General features: G+C 39.5%; 23 protein-coding genes and 1 CRISPR repeat array. Of the genes, 16 read left to right on the top strand and 7 right to left on the bottom strand.

Going from position 1 to position 23,566, the window contains the following annotated elements:
* Position 1 precedes the first annotated feature (1 nt).
* The 3 genes from EQO05_RS01050 to EQO05_RS01040 all read right to left on the bottom strand — a co-directional run bounded on the left by EQO05_RS01050 (position 2) and on the right by EQO05_RS01040 (position 4,125).
* Positions 2 to 676, bottom strand: a complete 675-nt coding sequence (locus EQO05_RS01050) for a flavodoxin family protein (protein ID WP_128502919.1) — start codon at positions 674 to 676, stop codon at positions 2 to 4.
* A 569-nt stretch (positions 677 to 1,245) separates the two neighbouring features.
* On the bottom strand, positions 1,246 to 3,633 hold the full coding sequence (lon, locus tag EQO05_RS01045) for an endopeptidase La (protein WP_128503144.1): 2,388 nt from the start codon (positions 3,631 to 3,633) through the stop codon (positions 1,246 to 1,248).
* Positions 3,634 to 3,705: 72 nt separating this feature from the next.
* On the bottom strand, positions 3,706 to 4,125 hold the full coding sequence (locus EQO05_RS01040) for a MarR family winged helix-turn-helix transcriptional regulator (protein WP_128502917.1): 420 nt from the start codon (positions 4,123 to 4,125) through the stop codon (positions 3,706 to 3,708).
* A gap of 260 nt (positions 4,126 to 4,385) precedes the next feature.
* Here EQO05_RS01040 and EQO05_RS15330 point away from each other — a divergent pair, with 260 nt between their 5' ends.
* Complete coding sequence (locus EQO05_RS15330) at positions 4,386 to 4,544, top strand: hypothetical protein (protein WP_164888431.1); 159 nt, start codon at positions 4,386 to 4,388, stop codon at positions 4,542 to 4,544.
* A 150-nt stretch (positions 4,545 to 4,694) separates the two neighbouring features.
* Here the strand turns inward: EQO05_RS15330 and EQO05_RS01035 are convergent, their stop codons facing one another.
* The 4 genes from EQO05_RS01035 to EQO05_RS01020 form a co-directional block, all read right to left on the bottom strand.
* On the bottom strand, positions 4,695 to 5,090 hold the full coding sequence (locus EQO05_RS01035) for a DUF3147 family protein (protein ID WP_128502915.1): 396 nt from the start codon (positions 5,088 to 5,090) through the stop codon (positions 4,695 to 4,697).
* 51 nt (positions 5,091 to 5,141) lie between these two features.
* Positions 5,142 to 5,504: a DUF3147 family protein gene (locus EQO05_RS01030; protein ID WP_128502913.1), complete on the bottom strand. Its 363-nt coding sequence runs from the start codon at positions 5,502 to 5,504 to the stop codon at positions 5,142 to 5,144.
* A gap of 89 nt (positions 5,505 to 5,593) precedes the next feature.
* Complete coding sequence (locus tag EQO05_RS01025; protein WP_128502911.1) at positions 5,594 to 6,532, bottom strand: D-aminoacyl-tRNA deacylase; 939 nt, start codon at positions 6,530 to 6,532, stop codon at positions 5,594 to 5,596.
* 170 nt (positions 6,533 to 6,702) lie between these two features.
* A complete protein-coding gene (locus EQO05_RS01020; protein ID WP_128502909.1) occupies positions 6,703 to 7,431 on the bottom strand; it encodes an ion transporter in 729 nt (242 codons plus the stop codon).
* On the opposite strand from EQO05_RS01020, the gene EQO05_RS01015 reads away from it, so the two are divergent.
* The 15 genes from EQO05_RS01015 to EQO05_RS00955 all read left to right on the top strand — a co-directional run bounded on the left by EQO05_RS01015 (position 7,430) and on the right by EQO05_RS00955 (position 23,509).
* The gene (locus EQO05_RS01015) at positions 7,430 to 8,752 is read left to right on the top strand and encodes a tyrosine-type recombinase/integrase (RefSeq protein WP_128502907.1); all 1,323 of its coding nucleotides are present in this window, start codon (positions 7,430 to 7,432) and stop codon (positions 8,750 to 8,752) included. The genes EQO05_RS01020 and EQO05_RS01015 overlap by 2 nt on opposite strands.
* Positions 8,753 to 8,831: 79 nt before the next feature.
* A CRISPR array of direct repeats spans positions 8,832 to 9,265; the repeat unit is 37 nt; unit sequence GTAGCTATGCTACATACCCTACAACTACCATAAGAAC.
* Positions 9,266 to 9,588: 323 nt separating this feature from the next.
* Complete coding sequence (locus EQO05_RS15325; protein ID WP_164888430.1) at positions 9,589 to 9,750, top strand: hypothetical protein; 162 nt, start codon at positions 9,589 to 9,591, stop codon at positions 9,748 to 9,750.
* Positions 9,751 to 10,063: 313 nt separating this feature from the next.
* Positions 10,064 to 11,173, top strand: a complete 1,110-nt coding sequence (locus EQO05_RS01010; RefSeq protein WP_128502905.1) for a bifunctional DNA primase/polymerase — start codon at positions 10,064 to 10,066, stop codon at positions 11,171 to 11,173.
* Positions 11,160 to 13,115, top strand: coding sequence for a DUF5906 domain-containing protein (locus EQO05_RS01005; RefSeq protein WP_128502903.1), 1,956 nt, complete (start codon positions 11,160 to 11,162; stop codon positions 13,113 to 13,115). Before EQO05_RS01010 ends, EQO05_RS01005 begins: the two co-directional genes overlap by 14 nt.
* Before the next feature lie 699 nt (positions 13,116 to 13,814).
* Positions 13,815 to 14,507 carry a hypothetical protein gene (locus EQO05_RS01000; protein ID WP_128502901.1) on the top strand — a complete coding sequence of 231 codons (693 nt, stop codon included), beginning with the start codon at positions 13,815 to 13,817 and terminating at the stop codon, positions 14,505 to 14,507.
* A 106-nt stretch (positions 14,508 to 14,613) separates the two neighbouring features.
* Positions 14,614 to 14,787 carry a hypothetical protein gene (locus EQO05_RS15320; RefSeq protein ID WP_164888429.1) on the top strand — a complete coding sequence of 58 codons (174 nt, stop codon included), beginning with the start codon at positions 14,614 to 14,616 and terminating at the stop codon, positions 14,785 to 14,787.
* Positions 14,788 to 14,797: 10 nt separating this feature from the next.
* Positions 14,798 to 15,133: a hypothetical protein gene (locus EQO05_RS00995; RefSeq protein ID WP_128502899.1), complete on the top strand. Its 336-nt coding sequence runs from the start codon at positions 14,798 to 14,800 to the stop codon at positions 15,131 to 15,133.
* 73 nt (positions 15,134 to 15,206) lie between these two features.
* A complete protein-coding gene (locus tag EQO05_RS00990; RefSeq protein WP_128502897.1) occupies positions 15,207 to 15,497 on the top strand; it encodes a hypothetical protein in 291 nt (96 codons plus the stop codon).
* A 165-nt stretch (positions 15,498 to 15,662) separates the two neighbouring features.
* Positions 15,663 to 15,887, top strand: a complete 225-nt coding sequence (locus EQO05_RS00985; protein WP_128502895.1) for a hypothetical protein — start codon at positions 15,663 to 15,665, stop codon at positions 15,885 to 15,887.
* Positions 15,888 to 15,917: 30 nt separating this feature from the next.
* A complete protein-coding gene (locus tag EQO05_RS00980; RefSeq protein WP_128502893.1) occupies positions 15,918 to 16,490 on the top strand; it encodes a hypothetical protein in 573 nt (190 codons plus the stop codon).
* Between the two features lie 19 nt (positions 16,491 to 16,509).
* Positions 16,510 to 16,761, top strand: a complete 252-nt coding sequence (locus EQO05_RS00975; RefSeq protein WP_128502892.1) for a hypothetical protein — start codon at positions 16,510 to 16,512, stop codon at positions 16,759 to 16,761.
* A 193-nt stretch (positions 16,762 to 16,954) separates the two neighbouring features.
* Positions 16,955 to 17,230 (top strand): hypothetical protein, encoded by a 276-nt coding sequence (locus tag EQO05_RS00970; protein ID WP_128502890.1) that lies wholly within the window; start codon positions 16,955 to 16,957, stop codon positions 17,228 to 17,230.
* Between the two features lie 164 nt (positions 17,231 to 17,394).
* Positions 17,395 to 22,407: a hypothetical protein gene (locus tag EQO05_RS00965; RefSeq protein WP_128502888.1), complete on the top strand. Its 5,013-nt coding sequence runs from the start codon at positions 17,395 to 17,397 to the stop codon at positions 22,405 to 22,407.
* A gap of 34 nt (positions 22,408 to 22,441) precedes the next feature.
* Positions 22,442 to 23,056 (top strand): hypothetical protein, encoded by a 615-nt coding sequence (locus EQO05_RS00960; RefSeq protein ID WP_128502886.1) that lies wholly within the window; start codon positions 22,442 to 22,444, stop codon positions 23,054 to 23,056.
* 198 nt (positions 23,057 to 23,254) lie between these two features.
* A complete protein-coding gene (locus tag EQO05_RS00955) occupies positions 23,255 to 23,509 on the top strand; it encodes a hypothetical protein (protein WP_128502884.1) in 255 nt (84 codons plus the stop codon).
* Positions 23,510 to 23,566 lie beyond the last annotated feature (57 nt).

Raw genomic sequence — 23,566 nt, 5'->3', positions numbered from 1 at the left:
ATTACTTCTCCTTCTCTGCTTCCAGAGCCTTTTGCCGTTTAACAAATCTTGCTCCCATCTCAAAGGCTTTCTGGCAGTCCTGCGGAAATACTTCTTTTCGCCTTTTTGCCTTCTCCCCAGGACTGAATATCGACGAAAGATACTTTGAATAATCATCAAACTGGTATGTGTCGGTACTCCATAGAGATTCGCTATGCCCGAAGATCCTTGTTGCAAGCCACTCATTCATCTCAAAAACCTTATCAAGGCAAAATATTCCAAAGTCTTCTTCCTTTATATTCATAGTGTAAATGTAACCAACTGAAATATTCTTCGGATAAAACGTCTGAACATCAACTGAGTAAGTGATATATGGAAATACATAGCGTTCCATAAAAGATCTCATTTCTCCCGTTAAGTTCCCGAGGTAAATTGGCGATCCGAGGATTACCGCATCGGCTTCTTCCAGCTTTTCAAGCACAGGGGTCAGTTCATCTTTGATAGAGCATCTTGCAAGGCTTTTTCCACCTTTTACCTTGCAGGCAAAGCAGCTTATGCAGCCTTTGAACTCAAGGTCATAGAGATGGATAATTTCTGTTTCTGCGCCTTCTGATGCTGCACCTTCAAGAGCTTTCTCCAGCAGGGTCGCTGTATTCCAGTTCTTTCTGGGGCTTCCGTTTATTGCCATTACTTTCATGGTTTTACCTCCAAAAGTTCCGGTTTTATATAAATCTCCAAACAGGATAATACTTGCTGTCAATAAGAAAAAGAGAAGCTAAAAAAGGTGTAGTGGAATATCAGGGACTTAAAATATGATTTTAAACCTGAATACGAATTTTTAATTTTCTAATTTTTGATTTAATTTCAAGCATGTGGTTATAACCTTCTTTGCCTCTCGTGCGGCATGAGTCTTATATATCGGACTCTAAAGACGGCCAGAATCGTAAAAAAGGCGCATTTCGTGAATCTAATGAAAATATAATTGGATTAATTTTAGTTAATTAAGTGGAAATTGCGTTCCCAACCTTGTTTAACAAAGTTACTGGAAAAAAGGACTGAAATGCTTTTAAATCCCTAGATAAAAACCAGGTGGAATTTTGGATGAATCAAAAGGAAAAAAGAAATTGGATAAAATTAAAGAAGAAAATTAGACTTGAAATAATTAAAAGAAAGATAGGGTTTTGCGGCTCTGGTAAGCCGCTATCCCCTATTCTGCACCTGTTAAGGAAAACTCCAGTTTCGTTGCTCATGCATCGTTTTCAACGCTTATGCATTGTGCACAGGCGCGAAGCTGTTTCCCGAATATGACGCTACCGGCCTCGGCAGGTCAAGATCCAGGGCTTCTTTCAGGACTTCTTCGATAGTCTCTACGGGTACGAACTTAAGTTCGTTTCTGGCATCTTCAGGCACATCCTCAAGATCCCTTTCGTTCTCTTTTGGCAGAATTACCTTCTTTATGCCTGCCCTGTGAGCTGCCAGGACTTTCTCTTTTATGCCGCCGACAGGCAATACGGCGCCGCTCAGTGTAATCTCACCTGTCATGGCGATCTTCGGGTCAACGGCTTTGCCCGTAATCAGGGATGTGAGGGCAGTAAAGAGGGTCACACCTGCCGATGGGCCGTCCTTCGGGGTTGCACCTGAAGGCACATGGATGTGGATGTCGCTTGAAGTAAAGTCAAAGCTGTTTGCAGTGTTTGCAAGCCTTGACCTTACAAGGCTCTGAGATATCTTTGCAGATTCTTTCATCACATCCCCGAGCTGGCCTGTAAGCGTAAGCTTGCCGTTGCCTGGCATAAATGTACCTTCTATGAAAAGGATATCTCCTCCCACAGGCGTCCAGGCAAGCCCTGTAACCACACCGGGCACATTCTCTTTTCTAGCCTCTTCCTGCCGGATTACCTCTTTTCCGAGGATTTCTTTAAGCATATCAGCCCTGACCACGTAAGGAAGGTCGGTCTTGCCTGACACTATCTTTTCGGATACGAATCTTGCAGTCTTAGCAAGCTGTTTTTTAAGTCCACGGACTCCGGCTTCGCGGGTGTACTTATCGATGATTGCTTTCAGGGCTTCATCTTCAATTTTGAGTTTTTCCGCATCAAGACCGTGCTCCTCCAGGATATAGGAAAGCAGGTGGTCTCTTGCAATTGCAAACTTCTCATTCTTCGTGTAGCCTGAGATCTCGATAGTTTCCATCCTATCAAGGAGCGGCCAGGGGATGCTTGCCATAGAGTTGGCAGTAGCTATGAACAGCACATCCGACAGGTCGTATGGAACCTCCAGATAGTGGTCTGAAAAGGTACCGTTCTGTTCAGGGTCAAGAACTTCCAGAAGGGCGCTTGCCGGGTCTCCTGAGTAGGAAGCTGAAAGCTTATCGACCTCATCAAGGATAAAAACCGGATTTTTCGTGCCTGCTTTTCGCATGCCCTGAATAATCCTTCCGGGCAGGGCTCCTACATATGTTCGCCTGTGACCGCGGATTTCGGCTTCGTCTTTGACACCTCCGAGGCTGACCCTGACGTATTTCCTGCCAAGCGCATCGGCAATGCTTTTTCCAAGGCTTGTTTTCCCGGTTCCTGGCGGTCCAGTAAGGAGTAGAATCGAGCCCTGTTTCTCACGTTTCAGTTTCATTACGGCCAGATGCTGGATTATTCTTTCCTTAACCTTCTCGAGCCCGTTGTGGTTGCTCTCAAGCACACGCCTGGCTTCGGCAATGTCGATGCTCTTTTTCTCCTCGGTTACCCAGGGCAGGTCAAGCATAAGGTCAAGATAGTTCCTTATAACATTGGCTTCAGGATTGTGGCTGCCTCCGGTTTCGAGTTTCTTTAGTTCAGCCAGAGCCTTCTTCTTTACCTCATCAGGCATCTTCGAGTTCTCGATCTTCTCTCTATACGCGGCATCGCCTGAAGCAGAGTCATCTCCCTGATTGAGCTCTTCCTGAATCACCTTCAGCTGCTCACGGAGCATAGCCTCTCTATTCGACTTGCTTATTTTGTCGGTAACTTTCTTTGCCATTTCGATCTGGAGATTGATATTATCTTTCTGCTTTGTCAGGATATGAAAGAACAGAAGATACCGTTCGCGAACGGAAGCTAGTTCCAGGAGCCTCTGCTTTTCGGCAAGTTTTGCAGGTATGTACGGCATGACAAATCCCATTACCTGGTCAATGGAATCCATCTTCTCAATCGGGCGGGTAAACTGTTCGGAACCCTGGAACTTCTTGCTTATTTCGTGAATTGTATTTTTTATTTTTGCCATAACTTCGACTTCAGTATCCTCATCGAAGTCCGGCACGTCATAAACAGGCTTATAAGTGGCATAGAATAGCCCGTCCCGCCTGTACAGAGAGACCGCTTCTACCCGCTCGATAGCCTTCGCGACAACGAGATATCCGTCATCGGCGGGCTGTACAAATGTGATTTTAAGCAAATTTCCGGTTTTATACAAACTATCTTCGGACAGGTCCGAAGCCTTTACGCCGCTCTTTACTGTCAGCCCGATAGCGTTCACGGATTCGGCATTTTTCATTTCATTTAATAGGATTTCGCCGGTGACTTTGTCAGCCATGAGCTTTGTCCGGCTCCTGGGGTAAACCACGATCTCAAAAAGAGGCACTACCAGTTTCTCTCGGTTTTCTCCGGTTTGTTCTGAATACATTGTCAATCGTCTCAATTATTATCTCAAATATTTAGTTTCAATTAACCTAACTATTTTCGCAGACAAAAAAAATTATCTTATCTTTCCCAAAATTCTGATAAGCATGTCCACCTCTGTCTCATCCAGCGAATTTGCTATCCTCTCAATAACCTGCAATAAAGCGTGCTCCTCAGCCTGGGCTATCGTCTGCCCTTTCTCTGTCAGACGAATGTAAAAAATTCTCCCATCATCCTGGGATTTCTCCCTGTAGACACACTCCATTTTGACAAACTTATTAATCATCTCGGTGATGGTGGGCTTTGAATTGCTGGTCAATTTAGCAAGCCTGCTAAACGTTATGTCCCCGCACTCGTCAATGGTCTTTAGATATCGGATCTGCTTAAGAGTAAGGTCCGATAGCCCACATTCGGAGAAGACTTGAGAAGAGCATTCGCTTTTAATTTTGATCAGGTTTTCAAAAACTATGAACAAATGCTCTTTTTTCTCCCTCATTCTCGATCTGTCCTGTTAGTTAGGGTTTTCCTAATTATATAATTTTCGGTTATCCCGAATTTAGCTTGAACTTCTTTCCTCAACTTTCTGCCTGAACTTGATAAATGGTGCTTTCATCCAGCTATTTTCGGATCAGGGTTTCAATAGATTATTTCCATACATAACTGTTTCTAAGACTGATGTTCAGAATCATTGTTTCAAAAACAGTTTGAACCAAAATTACATACTTTTTCTATTAAGCAATTTGAGGTGGTATGAAAATGAACTGTGGAGATTTGAAAATGGGTCAGGTTCTTCATTGCGAAAAATGCGGTTTTGAGCTTGAGGTCGTAAAAGAGTGCGGAGACGTCTCCTGCGCTACAGACACTTGCTGTAGTGGCAATGTAATGTGCTGCGGAGAACCAATGAAATTAAAATAATAAGCTCAGGCAAATAACAAAATAAATATAGATAGAAGATTCCGGAATAGTTAGGAGGGGAATGAATCACGGAATCTTCCGCAAAGGATACTGTAAACAGAAACCCGGGAAAAGATTTCCTGTTCAGGGCCTCTTCTGGAGCCTGAGATTTCAATAACCTGTTCTCTGGTGTCTTTTTCCTCTTATTTTTTCCAGTAAACTTTGAATCAGCCGGGTTGCGGAATATGAGCTGAAAAACCAGACTGAGATGGCAATAACAAGTGAAAGACCCCAACGGTTAAGGTGCTCCATGCAGAAAACGGCAGTGAGTACGCAGATAGTACAGCCCATCATCCCTGCGCTGGTACCGAGGGCAATATCAGACGCCTGCTCTGAGGTTCCGAAGTAACCTGCCATTATTACGGCAGATGCCATGACGGCTGGAAAAGCGATAAAAACTCCTGCAAAGGATTTTGAGGGGATGATCTGAAGCAGGATGAAACAGGCAGCAACAGCAGTTCCCCCGAAGGCGAATCTGATAGCAAGCTCCCTGAAATTCAGTTTCATGATACAACTCCTTACTTTTTTACTCATTCTTTTCGGAAATTTACAATTTTTTCAGAATCTAAACCACGTAAAGTATATTGTAGGGGCAAGCACAGCCCAGAGGAGAAGCGCGTAGACCAGCCCTCTTTTCCATCCGGACCGGAGAATAAAATAACTTGCAGCAAGGGCGCAGCAAACATCGGCTATCATTCCCACAAGCGCACCTTTCGAAAGCTGTTCTGAAACCAGAAGCAGTTCGCTACCATTATAATCCATGCTCAGGCCCAGAACTGATGCAAGGTATACGGCAGGGAAAGCTGCAAAAATTCCACCAAGCCTGCCTCCGAAATTTTTTGCAATGAGTGTGGAAACCACAACTGCGCTCCCCCCAAAAAGAAAGCGGAGGAATACCGGGAATATCTCAACACGCAACATTATATCCTGTTCCGTGTACTGGAGCGCGGGGATGTACAGTAATATAGCCTTTCTGAAGAATCGGGCCTGCTTTATCACTCGCTTTAGGGTTATTGCCCATAATTATCCCTGATTTCGGATTCTTTGAAGACCCTGAGCCCCAGTTTCTCAAGAATTTCGGAAATTCTGTTCCTATCTTCGCTTTTCATCGATTTCCGGTCAAAATAAGCAAAATCAGCCTTTGATTTTTCGGCAGCCTGCCTGATAAGGGCTTCATCTACGAATTCCAGCTGATACTTGGGGAAATTATGCCCGAAAGAGATTTCGGTCTCAAGCAGAAGCCCTGTCTGGCGCATGGCATAATGCCCTCCTCCAAAACCCAGGGCAACAGGCACTTTTTCAAGGGAAACTGCAAGGATCGCTTTTGCAGCAACCTCGCCTGCATCAGGATCTTTCCACTGCACCTCGGTGCTTCCGATTTCTGCATACAGAGACGGAACGGAAAGTTCCGTAGGCCCGTGGTGGGTCACTTCAAGGGTAACATCATACTTCAGGCTTTTTTGCTCAACCAGGCGCTTCATTTCAGTAAGAACGGATTTCATGGCAGCCGGGGAGGAAACTGCAAGGGATTTAGGGCAGCCTCCAAGCCTTGCCTCGCCCGAAGGATTTCCTGTGCAGTGCACGGTAAGGGAAGAAATTTCTTCTTTGCTGCGGTGCTTTGAGGCGAAAATTATGAGGGAGGCTGGGAGTCTCGCATTTTCGAGCTTTCTGTCGAGTCCGTCCTGAAAGACATGCATTTCTTCTATTTCAATAAGCCTGAATTTTCCATCCCGTGATTCCCTGGCTGCAGAGAATCCGGAATTTTCTGGAAGTTCGAGGAGTTTCCATTCTTTAAGGCTCAAAAGACGGGCTTTAATATTCTGGCTGGCAAGGTCAGGAGCAGAACAGATGATTGTGATTTTCGGGGCGTTTTCTGAAATTTCTTTCTGATTTTCAGGGATTCCAGACTTTCCTTCTTTATTTATTTCTGGATTGCTCGCTTCTATCATTTTCGTATCGATCCGGATCTTTTTATTCTGATTTTTCTGAACTGATCCCCTATACATTTCTTTACAGTAGATAAAGCCGACCCCATATCTTCGTAAAAACCTGGAATAACATCCTGGAGATGAATAGCCAGTTTATAGAATACAGCGTCCGGGACAGTATAAGCTCCAGATTACAGTTTTGCCCCGCAGTGTTTGCAGAACTCAGCGTCGATGTCGTGTCCCTCAAAACCGCAATTTTGGCATATCCTTTCTCTATAGTATGTTCTTGCACGTGCTATTTCGGATGTGACAATCCCTGTCGGAACCGCTATGATGCTGTAACCTATTATCATGACAATAGATGCCATTGCCTGCCCGAGATTAGTCTCTGGAACTATGTCCCCGTATCCCACGGTTGTAAGTGTTATAATTGCCCAGTAAATGCTCTTTGGTATGCTTGTAAATCCGCTTTCTCCACCTTCAATAACGTACATCAGGGAGCCCAGTATTACCACCAGGTTCAAAACCGTAAAAAGGAACAGGGTTATCTTTCTTCGGCTTGCGCGTAAAGCTCTGATCAATAAGTCAGCTTCACCAAGATATTTTACAAGTTTAAGCACCCTGAATATCCGGAGTAACCTTAAACTTCGGATTACCAGCAGGTACTCGCTGCCCGGAAAAATCAAACTGAAGTATGTCGGGAGAATTGCTATAAGGTCTATAATCCCAAAAAAGCTTGTAGCATATCGGATTGGTCGACCGACACAGATCAGACGCAAAAGATATTCCAATGTAAACAATATTGTAAAAATCCATTCAAGAGAGTAAAATAAATCACCGTGTAAAGCCTCAATTTCCCTCACGCTATCAAGCATAACGACAATATAGTTATATCTAAGTTGAGCGTTATAGGGTATCATGGGAAGAATTTTTGAGATAGAGGAGTTAAAGAAAGATGAGGCAGTTAAGGACTGGTTTACCTTAATCAATCCTAAACCAATGACTAGAAATAGTTATCTTCAATCATTAAAAGGTTATTGCGACTTCTTAGGGAAAGCACCAAGTGAGTTGATAGAGGAAGCAGATACCGAAGCTGAAAAAGGCATTCTGTTAAAGAGAAGGACAGTAAGAAGGCACCTGCTCAGTTATATTGAATATCTTAATCAATGTGACATTTCTCAGAATACGATTAAGTTAAGGCTTGCTGTGGTTAAGAGTTTTTATAAAAAATTAGATGTTGAATTACCTAACCTTCCTAGAAGCGAAAAGGAAGTCGCGCCACTTGAAGAGAACGTTAAAATCCCCTCTAAGGAAGACTTGATAAGCGCGTTAAACGTGTGTGACGCGCTGGAGAAGGCGGTTCTGTTGGTTGGGGTATCATCTGGACTCTCAGCTAATGAAATAAGAAACTTAAAAATAAAAGACCTTGTGTACGATCCAGAAACCGAAATCACAACAATTGAGATTAGAAGAGGCAAAACACAAGTGGACTTTGTAACCTTCCTATCACCTGAAGCTTCCAGGGCTGTTAGAGCATATCTGGACTTCAGACAAAAGAGAGTCACTAAGGACAATGACCCAAACAGAGAAAGACAGCTAGAGAAACAACGCATCTTTTCTAATGATGGATATCTATTCATTCTATCCAGAATTCCTGATACATGGCTGACAAACAAGAATGAGGAAGAACGTAAATTAAAGAGAAATACATTCATGGAGATTTATAGAAGTATTGCACTTAAAGCTAAAATGAATTCTCCAAAAAACAGTTATACACTAGTCAGGGCACACAATTTAAGAAGATATTTCTATTCCACATTAATTAATGCAGGTTGCGACCACCAAGCAGTTGAGGTATGGATGGGGCATAAGTTAAACAAAGTGGTTTCTGCTTATCTCAGGCTCTCTGTGGAGGACCAGAAGAAGTTGTATGCTAGGTACTGTCCTTATCTGACATTAACTAGAGCAGTTGATATTGTTGATACTCAAGAGTGGCGCAACTTAAAAGACGAGAACCAGAGGCTTAAAGCACTTGCTGAGAAGTATTTTGTGGATGGCTTGGAACTCATGAATGCTAAAATGGAGTTAAGAAGAATGCAGATCCAGGCTATGCCAGAGGAAGAACGTAATGAGGCAATAAAGCAAGATATAATAGACTTTGTAAAAGAGATGAAGCCTAAAAATGAAAGTCAAAGCAGGTTTAAAGCAGAGATGGGAAAAATAATGAAAATAGATGAATAATACCCTGTAACTTCCTTCTCTCCTTCCTGTTTTTCTCTTTTTAATTATCAATATCTATCAATATCTATCAAATTGATAGGTAGCTATGCTACATACCCTACAACTACCATAAGAACAGGAAATTCAACGGGTTCGCAGATTTCTGCAAAACCGTGTAGCTATGCTACATACCCTACAACTACCATAAGAACTTGCTATTTTTTCTCTTGTTCTCCCTCCACCAACGGTACCATTTTGGTACCGTTGGTTTACTGCGTAGCTATGCTACATACCCTACAACTACCATAAGAACAAAGGTTCGCCAAATTTGGCAAACCTTTTTCAGATTAGTAGCTATGCTACATACCCTACAACTACCATAAGAACATGTACAATCAGGTGGAGAAAACCTCCACCCGATGAGTAGCTATGCTACATACCCTACAACTACCATAAGAACTATACAACTCCCTTATGTCTCACAAAAGGATAGATATGTAGCTATGCTACATACCCTACAACTACCATAAGAACCCTGTCAAAATTTCCTTGTTTTTCAAAGAAAAGCTATAAAATAGCTTTATTCACTCTTTTCTAGTATCAGTCAACCCCTACACCCTGCTAGCGGTACTTGCCGCAAAATAAAATCGCTATATAAAGACAGTAAGGTTTATATTCTCACAGGTCATATAGGTATTTGCGCGCCCACAAATGGGTACTTTATAGCCAAATTACGAGATTGTCTGTTTTTAGTCAGCCTACGCTATGCGTTACATAGCTTTATATAGTATTAACACCTATTACTATGTAGTGACAATTAGACGAAGTCACTAATAAGGTAACAGGTGAAAAATCTTATGAGAAAGTGCGGGGATAAAGTCCAGCTTACAACATACATTGACGAGGATCTGTATTATAGGATCGAAGCTGAACGCATGAAGACAAATGAAACTCAGTCAGGAATAATATACAGCGTTCTTGATGCAGTCTTCAGGGAACCTATACCAGCAGATGTTTAAAACAGAACAGATCAGCAGTTCACAGGTTTGCCTAGTTTCTCAGGCGAGACAAACCCACGAACCGGAACCAAACCAAACTCAAGAGAATTTAGTAAGGTGTGTAAAAACATGAATGACGTTCAAGTATTTAATACTATTTACGGTGTAAACGGATATAAGCCTTTTGGTGAGTGTGTCCGTAGCGCAGCGACTTCTTTTAACAGATTTAACAGACGTGTGAGCCGTAGCTATACAGTAGTTGCCGCATTGGGGAAGACTAGGAATTATAGCAGGGTGGAGCTTCTGCACTCAATTTTTAATTAAGGTGAGTTAAATGGAAGCTTATAACACGAACCCTGAAGAATTTAGTAAGTTTCACAAACTGCTTACTAAAGGAATCCCTGAATTTCAGCCTTATTATTTCCCCTTAAACAGAAATAGCAAAGATCCTTGGGAAAGAGTAAGCTGGAAAAAGAACAGGAAAACATTCAATGAAGCCTTATTCCTTATGAAGAGAGGTTATAACATTGGAATTGCTGCAACAGATACAGACCCACTTGTAATTATTGATGTTGACGATATGAGTCAAGTACCTGAGATTAAACCTACACTTCAAACAACATCAAGAAAAAGAATAGGTAGACACAACTACTTTATTGCAGAAAACAAGGAAGCTAAGAAAAATATTGCAGCAAACAGTGCAGGAGAAATTAGGTCTGTCTGGCAGTATGTTGTTGCCCCTGGCTCTTTTGTTCCTTGTAATGAGGAAGCCATAAAAAAGATGCCTGAAGAAGAAAGAGATAATGCAGGAAGGTACTCACTAAACAACACATTACCTGTAAGCAAAATAACCTTTGAAGATTTCCCTGAAGTTTATAAGGAAGCTTACAAGGCAAGAACAATTGTTGATACGAAAGCTACAATTAGGCACCTAACAAGAAAACCTGTAAACTCTTATGAGGGGTCTAAAAGCGCTTTATGGGATCTCACTATTTCGGATGTAGCAGGAATCTGCGATACAGGCGGGAAACGTGTACCAATGCCTAGTGAAATTCACGGATCTGAAACAGGTAAAAACTGCAGTGTGTCACAAGGGCTATTACACTGTTGGAGACATGAAGTAACTCATAATGCTTTCTCTTATCTCGCTGTATTGGCTGGATTATACACATGTGAAAGTGCTGGAATGCAGCATGGCGGTAAATACTTCGGGGCTGACTCTCAGGACGGAGAAACAGTATTTAAGGTCTGGCAGTATGCTAAAAATAGCAGGCTACTACCTGAAAATGACCCGATACCACTTAAAGCTTTAATTTACTATGCTATAGAGAAAAAAATCTGTAATAAAGAAAAAGTAAGTAAAGAATGTAAATTAACTTCTATAGAATATCGTGTAACACTTGCAGTAGCAAAAACGGAGGGGTTAAACTTTGGCAGAAAATAACGGAAAAATAGAAAACTTTGACAGTCTTGCAGACATTGTAAAGTATGCAAGTGATAATGTAGAGCTTGGGGAAATAGAATTCTTTGTTAGATCTGAATGTGCTAAACTTCCTTGTAAGGTTGCTGAGGATGATCTTGCAGACATTATTGAAACCCTTGAGAGTACTGTCAAAGAAATCAGAGGTAAGACTATAGAAGATTATGAAATTATGCTGAAGGAGATAAACCCTGAACCTAGAATTGCAGATGTTAAGAAATTTATAAAAGCAAACATGCTTGAGGAGAAAAAAGAATTCATTGACGAGTTTATCTTAGAATCCTTAAAGGATAAAGAGAAGTTTGGCTTTAAAAACGATGAAATTAAAAATATTAAGGACTTTGTAAAATACGAAAAAAGGGCTTACGATAAAGAAAAAGCGAAAAAGACAAAAGCAGCAGTAAGCAAAAATAAAGAAGGTAAGTATGATGCAATCGACCTAGAATTTGACGGCTTATATACTGCTGAGGTAATGGAAGCTACTGACAAAATAATAATAATACCACATATAGATGAAATAGCCTATCGTGTTATTGAAAATGTGCATGTTATAATGCATAACCGCAATATATTCTGCTTTAGTGAGGGGTGCTATAAAAATAATGCTGTGATTGCTGAAGCCGAAGCAGCTAGAATATTAAACGGAATATGTAAAGGCACAAGAAGTAACGGAATATCTACACATCTTAAAGATGTTATGACAATCATTAAAAACACAAATCCTGTTGAGGAATATCCTTTTAACAAGCATAATAACGCAATCCCTGTTAAAAATGGCGTGGTTGTAATAGACTTTGAAAAGAAAACTATTACAAAAGAAGAGCATGATCCTGCTAAATGGAAGTTTAACTATGTGCTTCCTGTAGTGTATAATGAAAAAGCTGTGAACGATACAATAATAAACGAACTGAAAAAATATACGCCGGATTACAAAATGTTAGTGCAGGCTGTAGCACAATCCTTACTGCAAGCTATGGGATATGGACCATATAAAAAAGCCTATCTATTAAAGGGTGGTAAAAACTGCGGAAAAACTACCTTTTTAGATATAACTGAAGAAATAGTAGGTAAAAACAACAAGAGTAAGGTAGCTTTGAACGAGTTAACACCTTCACATCAGTTCTCTAGGGGAGGAATGGAGGGTAAGCTTGTTAATATTGATGATGACCTTGGATACTTTAAAATGAGTGAAACAGGGATCTTTAAAAAGCTTACTGGAGGTTTCAGTCAGAAAATTGAAAAGAAAGGTATAGACCCTTACGATGTTAACATAACCTCTGTTCACATCTTCACTACTAACACACCAGCTGGATTTGATAACAGGATTTATGTGGATGATGCATTTTGGGGACGTTGGTTATACATCGAATTTGAGCATGTATTTGAAATAGATGATGATTTCAAGAAAAGAACCCTGACTGAAGAGAATATAAGTGCTTTCTTCAATAGCATAATTCAAATGGTAATAGAAATCAGATGCATGAAGCACTTACTGTATGAACAGAAATGGACTGAAGTAAGAGAAAAATGGACTAGAGAGAGCAACATTCTATGTAAGTTTGTCGAAGAAAACATGGTTCTAGGTGGACGCACAGCTATAATAAAAGAAGACCTCATGGCAGCTATTACAAAGTACTGCTATGATAGACGTGTAGACAACAATATAATACCTACAAGTATAAATGCTTTAGGTGATTTAGTGGAAGTCTGTGGAGGCTCTAGGGATGCTCAAAGAACCTTTAAAAACTCTGATGGCAGGGTTAACCACTGCTTCATACTAAACTATATGTGGAAATCTGGATCGGAGTATAAAGTATATGCTAGAGAAGAAAAGGCTCAGGACATAGAAGACACAATTAAAAAAATCAAAGATAATAATAACCTTCCTTCTGTTGCTGGCTGCTAAACCAGCAAACTTTTTTTATTCTTATTGTTAACTTTTCTTTCTGAACATGATAATTCTACAAACACTACCTGTTAATGGCGTGATTGAGTCGTGATTTGTTTTTAGAATGTTAACATTACCTTTCACAAGACGTAACCTGTCACTAACTTTTTTATTAGTCTAAATCACGACTTTCACGACCTAAATTAAAATTGAGATTATAAGAGAAGAAAAAAAAACTAGCTATATCATTATCAGAAAAGTATGCTATTTTTTTTTATTCCTTATTAGTATGAAAAAAGTTTTTAGTCGTGAAAGTCGTGATTTCGTTTAGACAGTTTTTACTGCTTGCGTTACTTTTTAAATTAAATTTCTACAGTAAAAAGCAGGTTATTAATCTCAAATTAATTTCTTAAGTCAGGGCAACTTTTCAGCCTTCTCCCTGGCAACCTTAAGAGGTCTAAAACGGCAAGGTGTAGGGAAAAAGCGCAGCTTATAGGGTACTAATGATACATAAGCTAGATGTATCATTAGTACTAAAAGAGCTGGTACCAAAATGGTACCAGCTCAAGATTGGTATGATATATCTGGTGTATATAACCTAAGTATCCTACAATCAGTCTACGTGTACGCATTATATGCGCGTGTACGTGCGTATATGTAAGGGGATGGCTAGGGCTTCAGCTTGAAGGGTTCTATAAGAGGAAGGCTGAGGAGAATTTGAAGTTTGGAGGCAGACTTAAAGAATCTGAAAAAGGTTTGCCAAATTTGGCGAACCTTTCAAAACCGGAAATTAAAAAAGTAGATACTCGTGAAGAAATATCTAAAGTATCTGGTATCTCTCACGGTAACATTGACAAAATAAAAGAAATCAAAGCCTCCGCACCTGCTGAAGTCCTTTCTGAGTTAGAAAAGAAGTTAATCACAGGTGTGTATTATACGTGCGTATATGTAAGGGGAGGGCTAGGGCTTCAGCTTGAAGGGTTCTATAAGAGGAAGGCTGAAGAGAATTTGAGACTGTCAGGTAAATTATTTGGTGAGAATCACTCAAAGACTCAAGAGGGTTTGTTGATTTCAACAAACCCTCTGAAGTCAGAGATTAAAAAAGTTAATACTCGTGAAGAACTTGCTAAAGTTTCTGGTGTTGGTTCTGATACAATATTTAAAATAAAAGAAATTAAAGCAACTGCACCTGCTGAAGTCCTTTCTGAGTTAGAAAAGAAGTTAATCACAGGTGTGTACGTGCGTGTGTACGTGTATGGGTTAGGGCATCGTTCTATATTTACACTGGACAAAGCAAAGAATTCTCATCTTACTTTATATTTTCTCTTTCTCTGTGAGTACCCGCGGAGTGTCAACGTATTGCATTTCTTTAATTCTGCCTTAACTTACTCTCTTTCTTTGTGCTTTTAAAATTCCTCAAAACATGCTTATTTTACTAAGTGTTTCAACCTTTTATATACTCTGATACAAAGCTTTAAATACTTTGAAAACATATATACTGTATGGAGATAGAAAAATGTCAGAACCTCCAAATAGATTTCATTGCCTTGATGCTGATAAGTGGATAGAGATACCTGACCGGACAATAGGCGGTACAGGTAACTGCTACGTTGGAAGGGATTACATTCCTAAAAACGACAAAGAACAGTATGAAATTAGAGTTTATGTAAAAAAGATTGAGCAAGGATAAGGTGTGAAAAATGCTAGTAAATGCAGAGGATTATGAATCAAAAGACGGTAAGCCAGTTACCTCAAAGTGTTGTGTCTGTGACAAAGAACTCACTGGTAAATGGATTAATTACGTTCCTCTAGGTGATTTTTGCCCTGGTTGCGCTCATCATGTAGCTAGAATTCTACTTGAGGACATAATAGGTTATCACAATAATACAAGTGTAAGCCTCCTTAATGTGATGTACTATGGTCAGGAGCACCACCAAGGTTTAGAAGATAATCCTGGTCCGTTCAATAATCGTAAAGAATTGTTAAAACAAAGGTGTATAGACAGTAAAATGGGTAAAGTATTGATTGATTGGTAAATATTTCATTTGTGGGGAACTAAAAAACAGTGGGGTAAGAATCAGTTAAAAACAGAAAGGGGAGTAGAAAAACATGACAACTGAACTTATCACAGGAAATGTAAAAACGGCACTGAAGAACACACAGCAGCATGTAACAGAGTTTAATCCTATTGAGGATCAGCTTAAAAGAAATGAGAATGTAATCTCATTACTTGTACTTGACCTTGCAGATATTAATGAAACTGTAACCTCTGATCCAGAAAAGCTTAAAATAAAAATTGCTGAGATGGAAAAAATTAATTCTCAGATAAGAATACTGGCTGAAACTCACTCATATTTAATGAGCCTTAACATAGTTGCCAAAAATGGCAGGGATTGTTAATTTTCGTATGCTTGGGGGTTTGTTTGTATGCGAGACATTGGTGAAAATGATAACCTTGTAAATGGCATACTGTTTGTCGTAATGGTTGCAGGTATAGCTGTTGTAAATGCTGTAAAGATGTCACATTAAAATTATTCCGTTTAATACGCTTGGGGGAGTGAAAGCATGGAATTTAAAAACGAAATCAGCTTAGATGATGAGGAAGAGGATTACATTTTCAGCAAAGAAGAATTAGCTGAAATTGACGAAATGCTTGCAAAAGAAGTTGATGAAGACGATTACGAGCTGACACCCGAAGAACTCGCAGAAGCAGATCTTCTATTTGCTTTAGAAGATGAAGATGATTCAGAATTCACAGAAGAAGAATTAGCAGCATTTAAATTAATCTAATTTTTATTATTTTCAATGGAGTTGGGAAAAATGGAACCAAAGGTAATTCCTTTTAAAATAGGAACTGAGGATACCCAAGCAGTTATAGCTGCCTATAAGCAGCACTTGGCGGGTAAACCTGCAGAAGAGTTGAACCTAGATTCCTGGCAGCGTGAAGTTTTCAGCGCAATCTCTCGCGGAGTGGCTTCGGGAAAATCAGGTTCGCAAATTTCGATGGAAACGGGTTACAACGCAACATTATGTTGTGATTTTCGCAAGATAAAACAGCACTTCCACAGGGATTTGAAGGCATCAAAGAATCACAGTACAAAAACAGGTAAAGACGCTATCACGCGGCTTCAAACGGAGTATGGCATGAAGGTTGCAACACCAAAACAAAAAAGTATTTTTGAAGTGTTGCAAATGGCTTTAAATCGTGAGAAAATTTCACATGTTAAAGGCATTTCAGATTTGACAGTTCACAAAGTTAGAAAGTTTCAGGAAATGTATAAAAAAGGTGCTTCTGTGCCTGAGATAGCACTCACTACGGGTATTTGTGAAAATGAAGTTAGAAAAATGTTTAGGATGAAGAAAGAGAAAGAACAGTTAAGTAAAATGTTATAATAGTGATGGGGGTTAAGGTATGGAGTATAATGTAACAGATAATACAGAACAGTATGAAGAAGACTCAAGCTTTCCTGAAATGGTAAGCCCTTTAAATATTTTTGTTTGGTTTGGTACTTTTGGTTGGCTTGGGCTATCTGTCTTATATTTAGCTGATATGGAATTATCAGGTTTGATAGGTAAAATAATCTGGTACACAGTACCTTTTATAGGAATGCCTCTTTCTTGGGTTATAGTATCTTATGCATACCGTCAACAGCCATTGGATTAAAAGACTGCCTCAACTTAAAATTTTTTCTCTCTTTTTACCTTATTTTTCTTAATTTTTCTCTTTTAACAGTTTCTACCAATAGTGAAAGATACCCTTATATACCTTGAAGACAGATATATAACATGGAATATATATTTATATAAGAATATATTATATGTATGTATTTCATATAAAAATAAACAGGTCGACCAGTATGGCAGTGAAAAAAGCTACAAAACAGAAATATAAAATTGTAATTGAACTTCCTTTCGGTCATTTCAGGACTATGGAAGAAGCAAGTCAGATGAAAAAACGTGTTAAAGCTAAGTCTCCGAAAATCGTTTTTTCTGCATGTACAAAAAGCAGCAGGGGAGTTGCTTTTAAGGGAAGGCTTTCCTATGTTCAGGCTTTCTCTGCACCTGTGGCAGCAGTAAAGCAAGTGCTCCAAAGCAGAGCACCAGGAGCCAAAGTTTCTGTAACAAGGGCTTAAAGGGGTCATTAAGACCCCTCAAAGGTGATACTGATGCTTAAAATTCAAAAAATTAAGCTCAAACCTATGAAAATTATACAAATTGAAGTGCCAAAACCTCAATTTGTGAAAGTTTCTATTCAAGGAAAAATAAAGAAGTCTAAAAAACGTTAGGGAGTGAAAAAATGGCAACGGGATATGGGGAGTTTGCTAAAGGTGCTAGACAGGGTTCTATGAATCCTCAACAGTGGAATGCGTACTTAATGCAGCAGGGAAGAGTTAGGGGAGCATACAAGCAGGCATTTAGTGAACTACAGACTGCTGCACAACAGGAAGGGCTTAACATAGCACCTCCTGAACTGAGTAATAATGTTTCACAGGCAGAGGCACAGGCAAAGCTACAGGAATATGCAAAGAATGTTAACCAGAATCTTTCATATTTTGACGTAGACGTACAACTTAATACAGTCTATAAAAGTGCTTCTGCTAGTGGTCTTAGTGTTCCACGTCCTACAGTGTACGGCAAAACTGTAAAAGATGAAGCAACAGCAAAAGTAATTCTTGACAATTACACACACAAAGTTAGCCAGCTTGCTTTACAGAAAGGTCTTACTGATGCAGTAAATGACATCAGAGCACAGGCAGCACAGCAGGGGGTCACACTATCCGGTCTATCACCTAATGCATATGCAGGTCTTACAGAAGCAAGAGCACAGTATTTTATTGATGGTTACTTAAAAAATGCTAATAATCAGATTGCAGTAAAAAATTATAATGATGCTATAAATTCAATATCTGCACAAGCTAGAGCACAGGGAGTTTCTGTAGCTGTACCTACTGTATCTGTAAACTCTGCAAACGCTCAGACTTTAATAGATCAGTATGCCTCTAGCGTAAACAATGCACTTCTTCAAAAATCTGTCTCAGGTGCAGTTGATTCTATCTATGTTCAGGCTAAAGGCTACGGCGTGGAAGTTCCCAAACCGTCATTAACAGGCGTAAATCAGGCGAATGCCCAATCTTTTGTAGATGGTTATCTCACAAAAGTAAACAAAGCTCTTGAGGGTAAAAGTGTTACAACCGCCAGCAAACCAGAGTTGCAAAAAGCCAATATTAATAGATCTGTTATAGGTCCCGGGGGGCAGAATCCTTCTTTAGTAGCTTCTTATATTGTGCATGATGATTTGGGAAGAGAGCAGACAATTACACAAACACAGCTTCAACAGATGCAGAAAGCACAGGCAAGCAGGAAAAGCTCTGAGAATTTCACGCTTGTACCTGAAGAGGTTGCTAACAGTAAGAGTAATTGGTGGATAAATTCAAACGGTTTATATGAATGGACTCCTGTGACTGCATCAGATAAAGCACACCTTGAACAAGTAAACAAGCAGAGAGCATATTTAAAGCAATCTCCTAAAACTACGCTTACTTGTGGTGCTTCACCTTCTGCAGAGTACTCTAAGGAATGGTATAGGACAGGAGGAAATTATAATAAAGCTCCTGTAGGCTCTGGAAATAAGAAAATTCAGCAAATGAAAGCAGTATCAATAGCTAGAGCAAACCCTGATAAACTTTATGATAAGTACGGGAAGGAAATTCAGAGAGTTGTATATAATAAAGATGCTGGAACTAGTACAGGTTCAGTTAAGATTTATGCTTCAAAAGCAGACTTAAAACAAGCTCGTATTGATGCTGCAAAAGCTTTGAAAGATGCTGAAGCAATCAGAAATGCCTATAAACCTGTTGAAGCACTTAATAGAAAAGTCATTGATCCTGTGCAAATGAAAAGCGGGACTGCAGGCACAGGAGAGGACAAAGTTACAGTTCAGACAAGAGAGATTATAAAAAACAAAAAAGGCGAAGTTACAGACATAAAGATTCTTGCAGCTTCAGGTACAGCAAAAGAGTACTTCAAAGCCTCTCAATTAGCTAAAGCAAATGGAAAAGCTGCTTTAACAGGCTTTGGTGTTTCAGGCATAGTAGGGTTTAATGCAGAAGGTCAGCCAGTTATCAATGCTGAACAAGCATCCTTTAAAGATGTGCAGGACTTTAAAACTGTAAATCAAATAGCTCAGGATGTTGCTAGAACGAATGAGGACGCAATAAGGGCAAGAGCTAGAGCTGAAGCATTAAAAGTTAACCCTAACGGCTCAGAAGAGTACCTTAGAGGAGTTGAAAACGTTGCTGTACGTGCAAACAGATCCACATGGGAGAATATAAAAGCAGGTAGCAACCACGCTAGAACTCAAGCATCTAAAGCAGTTAGTTCTATACTTCCAGATCTTGACACAATAGCCAAAACAAGGGATAAATATCTTTCAAATGTTAGTGTTAAAGTAACTCAGCCAGGAAAGAAAACCAGAGAATACACATTAAAAGATGTTCAGAGGAAGCACCAGAAAGCAGTAAAAGATAATGCAGTAACTGCAGGACTTTTAAAATTCACAGAAGACGAGTATAAGTATGTTCGTAATGACCCCCTTAAGTACGCAGCAGAAACAGGGGTTATAATGGCTGGTGGTGCTGCCTTTGGTGCAGGTGCAGCAGGATTAAAAGCAATCGTAAACCCTAGACTCACTAAAGTTGCAGGTAAGGTAGTCGGTAAACATGGGGTTGATGTAGCTCTAATAGGCGCACCTGTGGCAATAGGTGGAGCCTCTGCTATACAGTACTTTAACAGTGAGGATTATAACGCACTCTCTGGTATTGAAAAAGAAACCGCACAAGTTCAAATGATAGCAGGGGGATTCAGAACATTAAAAGACTTCGCTATAGCTGCGCCAGGGTTTAAGGCAGGTTCAAAAGCAATGGAAGGCACTATAAGCAAAGTCAAAGCCATGAGAGCAACTCCCTCAACTGTGAAAATAAATAAACCCTCTGGGCTTGAAAATGCTTTACCTTCTGAATTCGACATAACTAATGTTGCTAGAAATGCACCTAAAGCAAGACCTAGAACAGTCACAGATAAAGTAGTTTCTTTGAAAAGGCAGGTTTCAAAGCTTGAAGCTAAAGGGAAAGTCAGTGATAAGCCTAAGATAAGGGAGATAAAGCAGCAGATCAGAGCGATTGAGAATAAAGAAAAGAACGCAAGCACTGTGAAAAACCTTAAACCTTTATCAAGATCTGAGATAAAAGATATTGCTAACACTCAGTCTATGAACAAAGATCTTGCAGATCTTCGTGAGATGAATATCTTTGCTAATGAGTATATGAGTGGCGTAAAACCTGATAAGGGTTACATTGGCACACTGAAATACACACCACCTCACAGCAAAGCACCTGTTACAGAAGATATAGTTGGTTTTTCATTCCCAAAAACCAGAAAAGTTTTCAAGGCTTCATCAACACGTTATGACTTCTCAAGAGATATTACAGGTGATTTAAAACCAACTGTCTCTGATATAGCAAAAGTAACAAAAGCCACCGCAAAACAAGGTAAAAACTCTATTGAAGAGTTTATGACCCCTAAATACAGAGCGAAATCTCCTGAAAAGTTTGAGCCTTCGCGTAATAGTAAAGTAAGTTCAACCGAACTGCGTAAAAAGCTTAAACTGCGTAGGGAAGCCGAAAAGATTGAAGAGGGTTTAGAGAAAGCGAGAGTTGAAGGGAAAGTAAGAACAGAGGCTTATTATACTACCAAAGCAGCAGCTTTTAGAGGGCGTCACGGTATTTCTACCGAAAAGGCTTCTAAACTACTAAGAATAAAGAAAGTGTCTGATAAGTCATTAGGTCAAAAACGTGCTTCATACAGCCGATTTAAAAAAGCTTATACCTCAAAGAAAAAAGCTTTGCAAGATAAAAACAGTGTTAAAGCACCTTCAGATATAACAGACATTAAAGCCCACAGACAAGCCTTTGAAAACTCACCTAAAGGGAAAGAGGCAACTAGACAACAGAGAAGAGAAGAACTTAAACAGTTGTTGAAAGAAGCTCAGAAAATAAAAGACTTTGAAAGGTCATCAAAGGATATTACAGATATTGTTTCTGCTCGCAGAACTGCATTAAACCCACGCTCTAAAGCTACACTATCAGATGTAGGTAGGATGAAGTTAAACAATAAAAAATCTACTAAAAGGATAAAACCTACAACTAAACCTACTATCAAACCTGAAGAAATTGACGAGGGTATAGGCTTTAGAGTCATGCCTCTAGGCAAAACACAGACAAAACAGTTAAAAGGTGTTCGTACTCGCCGTAAGCTTATAAATGAAAAATCCGGTAAAACTCCACATTTCAGAGACGCTCAGTTTGAAACATTCGCTGCAAAATCACGCAGAAAACAAAGAAATGAAGGAAAGCAATTAGTGAAAGACTTAGAAGAAGATTACCTACAGTCCATTGAACAAAAATACTTAAAATCGACACAATCTAAGCCAGATAAAAAAGCACCCAGCAATGTATCTGTTAGTACAAAATCAGGTACACTTAAACTCATTATGCGCACTGAGACAGTTGAGAAACCTGTTGAAGTGGTTAGGTTCAAGCAAAAGTTATTGCAGGAGAAACTGAAAACTCGTTCAAAAATTATAAAAACCAAACAAAGATCAAAAACAAAAGCTGTTTCAGAGAAGGCTAGATCTGTAAAAGTTTTCAGAAGCTTGTATCTGCCAATCGAAATCACTGATAACAAAGAGCGTGTTAAGAGTTTACCTGTAGTACCCTCAACTATTGCAGGGTTCAGGAGTATTAAACAAGTTGAGCAGGTAATAAACAGTATAGGTACTACATTAAAAACACTTCCTGATGTACCTACAAAACCAAGAATAAAGGAGATAACTAGAACACATGATACTAAAGTACCAAGTGTAAAGCCTTACACAATCATACATGAAAAGGTTAGAAGCGGTCAGAGTCTACCAGAGGTTCCAGTAACAGTTGTAAAGTCTGCAACTATAACACCTGAAAAAGTAGATCCTGTGATTAAAAACATTATAAAAGAAGTTACTGTAATCACCGGAATTACTTCTACACCTCAGAGCTTTAAGGTTGACCCTGTTGTGGTACAGAAACATGTTGTACCTCCAGGTAGGAAGCCACAGAAACAGATAACAAAGGGAAAAGATCCGAAAGGAGCTGCAAAATACCAGAGAAAGATTCAAAACGCTTTCGGAAACCTTGAAACCATGTTTGGAAAATCAACAGCAAAACCGATAAGAAAAACAATAAAGAAAGCTGTAAAACGAGTTCAGAGGGCTTAAAACCCTCTTTTAAACATTTTGGGGAGTGAAAAACGTGGCTGATAGTATAGCTATAATTGTAATTGCATTTGGTATTTTATCGTTCGGGCTGTTCTATGGGGTGTGCACTTATACCGTTGATATGCCAATTTCAATAGTAAATGACCAAATAGACAGTGGTTTATTATCCGCAGATACAATTGAAAATTTTAATCTAATGTTGAATTTGTGGAAAACACTACCAATTATCTTTGTGCTAGGTTTAATTATTTGGTGTTATGAGAGGGCTAAAGGTGGAGATGTCACAGCAACCTTATTCTTTGAATACGAATCGCTGTTGGTTATAGGTGTGCTGATGTCTGTTTATATGGTTTATACCTATGGACTGACGGCTGACCTAATATTCAATGAAATTTACAGATCAGAAGCACTAATGAGTGTTAGCTCACAGTGGGACTCTTTGGAAATGCGTGCTTTGTTAATGAAGATGTATTACATAGTCCTTCTTATTCCAGGCTTCCTCTCAAGCTTGCTGTATCTTATTCATCCTATTCTCAGACAAAAGGACAACACATATTCATTCTTCGGGTCCGGTGATGAGGATGGAAGCGGGAATGTAGGAAATCAAAAGGAGTATGTGACACCTTACGAGCCAGCACAGTTCCAGTAAGGGTTTTATCCCTTTTCTCTTTTCTTTCCGTTTTTCTATACAGTCCTTCCTATTTTTGATCTATTTTATGTATTTTACGTGCATTGTGCATATTAAAACAAAGATTTAAATAGTTTTGAGACAGATTATATATACAGAGCGAAAAAGCTCAAGAAAAATGGTATGGAAAAATAAAAACAACAGGGAGTTTTGAAAAACATGTCTGGTGGAGCATTAGTAGAAATTCAGGATTACGCTGTAGCAGTAATCTCAGTAGCGATTCTTTACATCGTGGGTGGAGTTATTCTCGATAATATCATTGGCGTTGGACTTCTTAGCAACACTAGCGCATTTTACGGAACTATTGCAAGTGTCGAAAGTATGTGGAACTCTTCACTCGGTATAATTTCTGCCGTAGTTATCATTGCAGCCGCAGTCATAATTATGAGACAGTTGAAGAGTTTTAACAACTGAATAGATAGGGGGCAACCCCTTAACACACTCTTTTCTGTTACCATTAAAACCACCCTT

The sequence above is a fragment of the Methanosarcina sp. MSH10X1 genome (genome assembly GCF_004099695.1).
Taxonomy (GTDB): domain Archaea; phylum Halobacteriota; class Methanosarcinia; order Methanosarcinales; family Methanosarcinaceae; genus Methanosarcina.
The sequence above is the reverse complement of the archived record's forward strand: the minus strand, read 5'-3'. Positions and strand labels throughout refer to the sequence as shown.

Bases quoted from the DNA above. Each gene is read 5' to 3' on its own strand.
- EQO05_RS01040 (WP_128502917.1), bottom strand. From the start codon at position 4,125: ATGAGGGAGAAAAAAGAGCATTTGTTCATAGTTTTTGAAAACCTGATC.
- EQO05_RS01015 (WP_128502907.1), top strand. From the start codon at position 7,430: ATGGGAAGAATTTTTGAGATAGAGGAGTTAAAGAAAGATGAGGCAGTT.
- EQO05_RS15330 (WP_164888431.1), top strand. From the start codon at position 4,386: ATGAACTGTGGAGATTTGAAAATGGGTCAGGTTCTTCATTGCGAAAAA.
- EQO05_RS01020 (WP_128502909.1), bottom strand. From the start codon at position 7,431: ATGATACCCTATAACGCTCAACTTAGATATAACTATATTGTCGTTATG.
- EQO05_RS15320 (WP_164888429.1), top strand. From the start codon at position 14,614: ATGTCAGAACCTCCAAATAGATTTCATTGCCTTGATGCTGATAAGTGG.
- EQO05_RS00985 (WP_128502895.1), top strand. From the start codon at position 15,663: ATGGAATTTAAAAACGAAATCAGCTTAGATGATGAGGAAGAGGATTAC.
- EQO05_RS01025 (WP_128502911.1), bottom strand. From the start codon at position 6,532: ATGATAGAAGCGAGCAATCCAGAAATAAATAAAGAAGGAAAGTCTGGA.
- lon (WP_128503144.1), bottom strand. From the start codon at position 3,633: ATGTATTCAGAACAAACCGGAGAAAACCGAGAGAAACTGGTAGTGCCT.
- EQO05_RS00955 (WP_128502884.1), top strand. From the start codon at position 23,255: ATGTCTGGTGGAGCATTAGTAGAAATTCAGGATTACGCTGTAGCAGTA.
- EQO05_RS01030 (WP_128502913.1), bottom strand. From the start codon at position 5,504: ATGTTGCGTGTTGAGATATTCCCGGTATTCCTCCGCTTTCTTTTTGGG.
- EQO05_RS15325 (WP_164888430.1), top strand. From the start codon at position 9,589: ATGAGAAAGTGCGGGGATAAAGTCCAGCTTACAACATACATTGACGAG.
- EQO05_RS01010 (WP_128502905.1), top strand. From the start codon at position 10,064: ATGGAAGCTTATAACACGAACCCTGAAGAATTTAGTAAGTTTCACAAA.
- EQO05_RS01050 (WP_128502919.1), bottom strand. From the start codon at position 676: ATGAAAGTAATGGCAATAAACGGAAGCCCCAGAAAGAACTGGAATACA.
- EQO05_RS01035 (WP_128502915.1), bottom strand. From the start codon at position 5,090: ATGAAACTGAATTTCAGGGAGCTTGCTATCAGATTCGCCTTCGGGGGA.
- EQO05_RS00980 (WP_128502893.1), top strand. From the start codon at position 15,918: ATGGAACCAAAGGTAATTCCTTTTAAAATAGGAACTGAGGATACCCAA.
- EQO05_RS00975 (WP_128502892.1), top strand. From the start codon at position 16,510: ATGGAGTATAATGTAACAGATAATACAGAACAGTATGAAGAAGACTCA.
- EQO05_RS00995 (WP_128502899.1), top strand. From the start codon at position 14,798: ATGCTAGTAAATGCAGAGGATTATGAATCAAAAGACGGTAAGCCAGTT.
- EQO05_RS00965 (WP_128502888.1), top strand. From the start codon at position 17,395: ATGGCAACGGGATATGGGGAGTTTGCTAAAGGTGCTAGACAGGGTTCT.
- EQO05_RS00970 (WP_128502890.1), top strand. From the start codon at position 16,955: ATGGCAGTGAAAAAAGCTACAAAACAGAAATATAAAATTGTAATTGAA.
- EQO05_RS00990 (WP_128502897.1), top strand. From the start codon at position 15,207: ATGACAACTGAACTTATCACAGGAAATGTAAAAACGGCACTGAAGAAC.